Origin of the sequence: Pantoea sp. S61 (assembly GCF_016625145.1) — a bacterium.
Classification (GTDB): domain Bacteria; phylum Pseudomonadota; class Gammaproteobacteria; order Enterobacterales; family Enterobacteriaceae; genus Pantoea; species Pantoea rwandensis_B.
The window spans coordinates 43,941-51,407 of record NZ_JACVUO010000025.1; the positions used below are offsets into that span (position 1 = coordinate 43,941).

Consider the following 7,467-nt stretch of genomic DNA (forward strand, 5'->3'; position numbering starts at 1 on the left):
TTGCTGGCCCATTCCCCCCTAAGAACCGTACGTGAAAGTTTCCCTTCATACGGCTCAAGCCTTTCAAAGCCCGCCTGAGCGAGCCGGTTTCTCTACCCTGAGCTCAGAGGTATGAATCAGATTGTGGCAGGCAGGATGCACCATGATCAGGTTGGCGCTGGCGTTACTTCCGCCTCTGCTGCGTGGAACTATGCTGTGCAGATGCCAGCCTGACCCCTGTGACAGCAGCTCCTGACAGATCGGGCAGCGACGCTGCTGCTCAAGCCAGATATTAATCAGCTTCTTCCTGCCTTTGAGTGAGTTCTGCATTTTGATGCTTTCACGTTCCTCAAAATAGGTTTCCCAGGCGGGATCGAGCGGATTGGCATCCAGCTTGACTAAGCGGTGTCGCGTCACCGGTGTGGACGCCATTGAACGCAGAGTTTTAAGCCGCGGTTTCCCGTCCTGACTTTTTCCCTCTACCGCTGCGAACACCCAGTGACGATTACCCACAGAGTGGAAGTAACGTCTTTTTATCCATCGACTGCTTTTCTGCGGATGTCGTCGCTTACACCACTGCCACAACGTTCGCCAAATCTCATGATCGACGTAGACATACGTCGCTTTCGCCACGACGTGCTGATGGTAGCTGGCCCAGCCGCGGATGACCGGATTGAGCCTCCCTATCATCGTGCTGTGGTTCATCGTTCCGTTGCCCTTTATCATTTCCCGGACTTTTGCCAGAATCGCCCTGACACTTGCTTTTGACGGCTTGATTAACAACTTACCGCCGTATTTGCGTATGTTCTGACCTAGAAAGTCAAAACCCTCGTCAATGTGCGTTATTCTGGTTTTCTCCTCAGACAACTCCAGACCCCGTTCCTGCATGAATTTCCGGACCAGTGGCAGAACTTCATGTTTCAGCTGTTCTTTAGTGCGTCCCGTTATGATGAAGTCATCCGCATAACGCACAAAATTAACTCTGCGGTTAATCCGGACGCCACCCACGGAACGTACTTTCCCGAAGGTCTGTTCCAGCCGTCCCTCCAGTCCATCCAGCACGAGGTTTGCCAGCGTGGGAGAAATAATACCGCCCTGAGGCGTGCCTGCGTCTGTCGGGAAAAGACGTCCATCCTGCACGAATCCGGCCCTGAGCCATTTTCCCAGGATCTCGCGATCCACAGGTATATTTTTCAGAAGCCAGTCTTGACTGATGTTGTCGAAACAGCCTTTGATATCCCCCTCCAGAATCCACTTAGCTGATGTACCTCTGGACAGCTGTACGAAACACTGTTCAATGGCGTCGGCCGTAGATCTCGCTGGACGAAAACCGAAAGAGCGCCGGTCAGCACGGGATTCGGACACGGGTTCGAGAGCGAGAAGGTAAAGCGCCTGCATCGCTCTGTCGCGCATTGTCGGAATGCCCAGCGGGCGCTTTTTACCGTTTGCTTTGGGAATATAAATGCGCCTGAGCGGCTGAGGAGAGTATCCCCGCCGCTTAAGCGTCAACAACGCCTGAGATTTAGCTGCGGGGGTAGACCAGAGAATGCCATCCACACCTGCTGTTTTCTTACCCTGATTTCCGGTAACCCGTCTGATGGCTAATGCTTTGCCACTGAACGAGTGCGTCAGGAGCCACTGCAGCGCTTTCACTTTGCTGTGTTTCCCTTCGCGAGTTGCCTTTACGATACGCGCCTGCAGCTTTCTCACTTCCCGGTAGCATCTGACCCAGTCAATACTGTGCCATGCAACCGTTTCGCGAGAGGGCGCACCCGCGCAGGTAACATTCTGCGTAGTCATCTGCTTTTCCCTCTTAAGAAAGTTTGACGGGTTATCCCGTAAAGAAAGACCCGGTGGAAGTCTGCCCGCTTTCGCGTGAGATGATGTCGCCCGGGGGCTCAACCCCTGTCCACACCATTACAGTGCGGCTTTCGCTTTCTCCACCTTCCTTTACCCGCACTTCCATCAGCTTCCCTTGCGGTCGGCCTGCCAGCGTGGGCAGAAGTACGGGCTTACCGTGTTTCGCTTAAGTAACAGAATGGGTTAGACCCTGCCTCTTCACCGGCAATCGTGATGTCCGTGTGCTCCCACTCGACAAAAGAGCAGCCGATTGCATACCTTTTTGGTTCAAGCCTGTCAGCATCTTTGGCTTGTCAATGTTAACGGCGATTCACAGCAGTTCACTTATGTTGGTCGTGCCATTCAGCCTGGCGTCCCACCCGTATTGATGCTCACAGGTAACGCTTCACCTCACGGTGTCCACGCGGCCAAAGGCCGGACTACGTTGTTCTGGCAGCTTCACACAGGCTCGTTACCGATCCTGCATGTGCCAGTAGGCTACTGATGACGGAACATCAGGTTCCTTTCTGATTTCTCAGTGAAACAATTACTTAAGCGACTTTTCTCGTCGCACATCGAGGAACATTTCATCAATGGAATACTGTTCAACCCGGGGCGTCATTTCTTCCAGCGCTGTCATAATGCGCTGCGAAAGTGAGTGATATAAGGCGTAGTTGCTTGAAAATACGTGAACTTTCTCAGGGTATTCCTGAGCTTTAAGCTGAAACCACGGCATACCCATTTTGATACCCATGGCGATTGCTCCGACCGATCTTGCGATTACGCAGCCATCGTTATTACTCAACACAACCACGGGTTTGCCGCGCAGGTCCGGCCTAAACAGCGCCTCGCAGCTGGCGTAAAACTTGTTCGCGTCGGCTATTCCAAACATAGGCATGGTTACCTCCGGCGTGCACGCGTACTGTTGAAAAACCATGTGACCACGCCAAGCAGCTGCAGCTCCTCCGGATAGATGACGGGGTAGGCCGGATTCATGGGCAGCAGCGCAAGACAAGGCTGCAGCTGAAGGCGCTTGACCGTGAATTCGCCGTCTACCTCCGCGATGACGATGTCGTGGTGCGCGGCCTCTTCTGCCCGGTCAACCACCATGACGTCGCCATCAAACAGGCCGAGATCCTGCATGCTGTTGCCGCTGGCGCGCACGAAGAACGTCGACGCGCGCCGGCGAATGCAGAGCTCGTTGAGATCGAGCTCTTTTTCGACGTAGTCCTGCGCCGGAGAAGGAAAGCCGGCGGCGCAGGGGTCAGCAAACATTGGCACGCGCACGCGCGGCGTGAATATGGGTGGCCAAAGCAGCACTAGGCCGGAAGCGTACGCCGCGGGTTTCATGTTGCTGCCCCCGGGATGTACACAGGATGACGGGTGAGTGTTGTATGTAAGTCGCGCATAAAATCCTCCTCATAATAATACTGTTTATACATACAGTATTAAGGGGCGGGATTTAGATGGCAAGAGGAGACATGCAGTTACGTGCCGTAAACGGTTTTATGTGGCTGAGAGGCAGGCGAAAATTTTTTTGAACCCGACCGGACATCACCTATGATGAGGCCGGGGGAGAGATGCGTATGGATGCGTTCTCTGGCTGTACTCCAGCAGCCTGACCTTCCGCGGCCGGGCTTCTTAAACTGCTTTATCTGATCTCGGGCCGGGTGCGTAAGCAGTCTCTGCCGGCTCCGGTGAAATGACGCTTCCTCGCACGGCTGTTCGTTCCTCGCGCTGCTGCGGTACGCCTCAGCCGTGACTGCGGCGAGCGTTGCGGGCTGACAGTTAACGGCAGGTATTTCTTTCCGGACCCGTTGTGTAGGGCAGGCGAATCGCCTGAATCTGGAAAACCCTCCCTTTAATTGTCCGGGGCAACCTCTGGATGGTCACACCTCTCCCGTACGCTTTCTCGCTTATCTTCTGGCTGAGCACGACGTCTCCGTTTCGCAGCTGTGTGACCGCAGCGGGCTGGACAGCGATATCGTCTGGGATTTTCTGGCGGGGCACTTGGCGGTGAAGCAGACGCTGGCCGACCAGCTGGGCGTCGTTTTTCACTCCCCCCGGATTCAGGCTCACCCGGCAGACACTATGGGGCAGGACGGATGCAGGGCCCCGGCCAGATGGTGAAGGTGCGCAGCTGTGCTAAATTAAGGCTCGCCAGTACGGGTTATAGGCTCCGTATTTCACCAGGGGTTAAATAAACTGTCCCCATACCGGCATCCTTCCCCGTCATGCTTCTAACTGGGTATTTGCATTCACTTGACTACCCATTTGCATTTTACTTGACTGCCCGTTTGCAAATTACGTGGTCATTGCCAACTAAAAATCATGCTTAAGTTGACCGGCTGCTTTGAGCGAGAAGCGGAAAAGTGATGTTTTTATATCTTTTATAGTGAGCATTACTTACATTTGTGCGCGTTAACTAACTGAGGTGCATCTCCCGGTCAAACACAACTATTTCTTAATGAGATTCTTCTTATTGTACTGGAAGTTAACCGCGAGTTGGGAGATGATTGATCTAAATAACAAAATCTCTGGGATGTCGCAATACACTATGTCAGCATTAGAAATCAGAAGCCCTCTTCTGCACCTTGCACTGCTTGAGACCCTCAAATCTGATGATATTCAGGATGAAATCGATCTGTTTCTTCCATTTATCGCTGTTACAGCATCAGAAGTAGGCAAGCAAGTTATTAACGAGACCGATATTCAAGAGCGTCTTCTTCAGAGTTTCGGTTTTAAACCACCTATTTCGGCAGTCAAAGTGTTAATGACTCGAGCCAGGAAACGCGGACTATTGATAAAGGAGAATCATGCCTTTATTCCCTGCCATGAAAAAATTAGTGAATGGAAGAATGGCTTTGAAAATAAACAAGAAGATGTCAGTGTTTCTCTCATAAGTCTTAAAAAGGAGTTCATCACCTTCACTAAAGAAAAATTCGAAAAAACTCTTACTGAAAGTGAAGCAGAAAAGTTGATTTTCAGTTTCATTGAGGTCAATGTAAGTAGTGTAATTAGTGAGCGTGCTTATCGCCGAAGTGAATTAAATGAAAGCATCAAGAATACAGATCATCTCATCGCTTCATTCATAAGTTACATCCATCGAAATCAACCAGTCATGCTGGAACACTTCAGTCGTTGCGTTAAAGGGATGCTGCTCGCTAATTACTTATTCTATGCAGATAAAGCTACAGATAAGAAATACTACGCCGGAATAACTATATATCTAGACTCGCCAATTGTATTAGGCCTGCTAGGTTATAGTGGCAGGCAAGCAAAGGAAGCTTACAGTGATTTCCTCAAGCTTTTACAATCGCTTCAAATCAGCATTTTCATTTTCGACAGAACTTACGATGAAATAGAGGGCCTTCTGCAGGCTTGGAAAAGCGATTTGAGTCGAAAATATTATGGTAGATTCAACACTAAAACTCTTGAGTGGCTCAGGGCTGAAGGATATGATTCAGAAAGACTTGATACTGAAATAAAGCTACTTGACACAAGTATAGCCCGATTCGGCATTCAGATTATTCAGGGCTTCAAAACTAAAAAACAATTCCAGTGCGATGAAGAATTGCTGCAAAGCTCAATTTCTAACAGGTTTAGCCCGAATAAAAATTATGATCACGATACAATATGTATTTCGCGTATACATAACCTTCGCGAAGGCCGTCAAATTAATAACCTAAATCAAAATTTCAGTGTTTTCGTAACACGTAATATTCCTCTTCAAAAGCTAGCGTATGATTTTTTCAAAGATGAGTTTGGTCGTGATGCTATCCCTTTAGTTGTTTCCGAGCAATGGATCACTGCTATGTTCTGGCTCAAAAGGCCTGATATTTATGGCAATCTTCCACAGGAGCAGTTGTTATCTACTGCTTACAGCCTTCTTTACACAGATGACAAGTTTTGGAATGCTTTTCTTGAGAGACTTGAACGTCTTCAAAAACGTGGGGGGATTAACGAAGATGATTTCTTGCGCATCCGTTGGGATAGCGATCTTTTACGCGTTGTGCATCGTGTATCTGTAGATGTAGGGGAAGACTTTTCGGAAGAAGATATTTTTGATGTCGTAGCCACGATTAATAAAAAACATACTGAAAAATATGATAATGAGATAAAAACATTACAAACAGAACACCAAGCAATGATTAATAGCATCATAAACGAAACGGGTGATCAAATAAAATTAGCTACTCAGGAGACAGATAAGGCTCGAACACAGCTAAATATTCTTGAAACACGCGTTAGGAAATTTTCTACTATCATTTCAAAGATGGTTGCGTGGATTATTACCACTCTTCTTGTATTAGCACTCACTTTTACTGGTCTTAAAGGTATTCCCGATAATATCCAGCCAGATTTTTTAAAAAGTGAATTATTACAAGGCTCAGTGCTTTATGTTGCAGGAGTAATTACACTAATACTTGGACTTTTAGGAAGCGCTGTTGGAATAGATCTGGCCTTTTTCCATAAGAAGATTTTAACAGTAGTTGAGAATAGATTATTAAGCTGGATTTATGGCCGACGATAATCTGAGGATTTTGTAGCTTATCGACAGCCCTTAAACTGTATGATCAACGTCCGCCTCTGGCACAGGCTGTGTGCAAACTGTTTTGGTCGCTTAAATTGCCAAAAAGAAGGCTGAAAACAGCGCTCCTACGTAAAATTTTCTCTGCTAATCAGTCGAGCATTCCCAGATTTTGCGTAGATGCGCGCACTTCAGTTTTAGGTCAGGGTTTTCACACAGCCTGGGCACAAAGCGGTCCGTTTTACCCTTCTGGTTTTAGGGGCAACCTTTTAAGAGCCAGTTCAATTTTTTTCCGCGTCCTGTTCCACAATGGCTCTCTCATCTGGTGTGAGCGGAACTTCCTCAAAGTAACATCTGACATAAGCTTAGCTTTCCAATATCAGCCCACGCGCGCTGTCTTTGAGCAGATTAAAATTACAGCCAATGCAGGCAATCTGGTGCTGATAGGTGCTCCAGAAGGGATTCGAGCAGTACGAATAGCCTAGGTCATAATACGTTGCAGGTCCCGTCAGGCTGGCGGCTTCGGGATCGTGATCAATCAGCACGCTTATCATGTGCGCGATCCTGTCTGCCTTTATAAATGAAACGGCATGCTGTGTCGGGCAAATACGCAGATAACGCATTGTGGACTGAGGCGTTGAATGCTCCGTCCATTACATTAGTTCGTACAGTGATATGCCCTGCGGGAAGCTATCCAGCGCGGTCACCGCTGAGGCCCGTCCCCGGTGACTGGTTATCGTCCCGCCGCTGTCTTGCAAAGGGACACCCGCACGCTTGCAAAACATCGGTATTACAGTGCGGTTGAGGATAGCGGCGCCGGCAGTCTTACCGCGATGCTGAAACAGCAATCGGACTTTCTCACCGGTCCGCTCATCGGCGAGCAAAGCATGGTCTGCCGGACGTTCATCCAGCCAGAGGGCGTTTAATAAATTGTAACCGTACCGGCACTTCGCCCCGTTAAATCAGGCGCTTCCTGGTAAATAAAAGTGCGTTGGGCGCTAAGCTTATCGCGTGTGTTACTCCTCGTGCCAACACCAGTGTGAAGTATTGCAATAGCTGACGTGCTATCAGGATCCAACATCGCCGGCCTCAGACCGGAAGTGCTTACTCCTGTTGCT

At 49.1% G+C, this 7,467-nt stretch carries 4 protein-coding genes and 1 pseudogene; 1 reads left to right on the forward strand and 4 read right to left on the reverse strand.

Going from position 1 to position 7,467, the window contains the following annotated elements:
• Positions 1-63: 63 nt before the first annotated feature.
• The 3 genes and pseudogenes from ltrA to umuD form a co-directional block, all read right to left on the reverse strand.
• Positions 64-1,779, reverse strand: coding sequence for a group II intron reverse transcriptase/maturase (ltrA, locus tag IAE30_RS27215; protein WP_200681345.1), 1,716 nt, complete (start codon positions 1,777-1,779; stop codon positions 64-66).
• 607 nt (positions 1,780-2,386) lie between these two features.
• Positions 2,387-2,710: pseudogene (locus IAE30_RS27220) on the reverse strand (DNA polymerase V subunit UmuC); the annotation flags it as partial.
• Between the two features lie 8 nt (positions 2,711-2,718).
• Positions 2,719-3,168: a translesion error-prone DNA polymerase V autoproteolytic subunit gene (gene umuD / locus IAE30_RS27225; protein ID WP_200681346.1), complete on the reverse strand. Its 450-nt coding sequence runs from the start codon at positions 3,166-3,168 to the stop codon at positions 2,719-2,721.
• 1,162 nt (positions 3,169-4,330) lie between these two features.
• Between umuD and IAE30_RS27230 the strand changes: the two genes are divergently transcribed.
• The gene (locus IAE30_RS27230; RefSeq protein WP_200681347.1) at positions 4,331-6,352 is read left to right on the forward strand and encodes a hypothetical protein; all 2,022 of its coding nucleotides are present in this window, start codon (positions 4,331-4,333) and stop codon (positions 6,350-6,352) included.
• 362 nt (positions 6,353-6,714) lie between these two features.
• Here IAE30_RS27230 and IAE30_RS30165 read toward each other — a convergent pair whose 3' ends face one another.
• Positions 6,715-6,903 carry a hypothetical protein gene (locus IAE30_RS30165; RefSeq protein WP_234472876.1) on the reverse strand — a complete coding sequence of 63 codons (189 nt, stop codon included), beginning with the start codon at positions 6,901-6,903 and terminating at the stop codon, positions 6,715-6,717.
• Positions 6,904-7,467: the final 564 nt, after the last annotated feature.

Excerpts from the sequence above, each read along its gene's own strand:
- ltrA (WP_200681345.1), bottom strand. The coding sequence starts at position 1,779 with ATGACTACGCAGAATGTTACCTGCGCGGGTGCGCCCTCTCGCGAAACG.
- umuD (WP_200681346.1), bottom strand. The coding sequence starts at position 3,168 with ATGAAACCCGCGGCGTACGCTTCCGGCCTAGTGCTGCTTTGGCCACCC.
- IAE30_RS27230 (WP_200681347.1), top strand. The coding sequence starts at position 4,331 with ATGATTGATCTAAATAACAAAATCTCTGGGATGTCGCAATACACTATG.
- IAE30_RS30165 (WP_234472876.1), bottom strand. The coding sequence starts at position 6,903 with ATGATAAGCGTGCTGATTGATCACGATCCCGAAGCCGCCAGCCTGACG.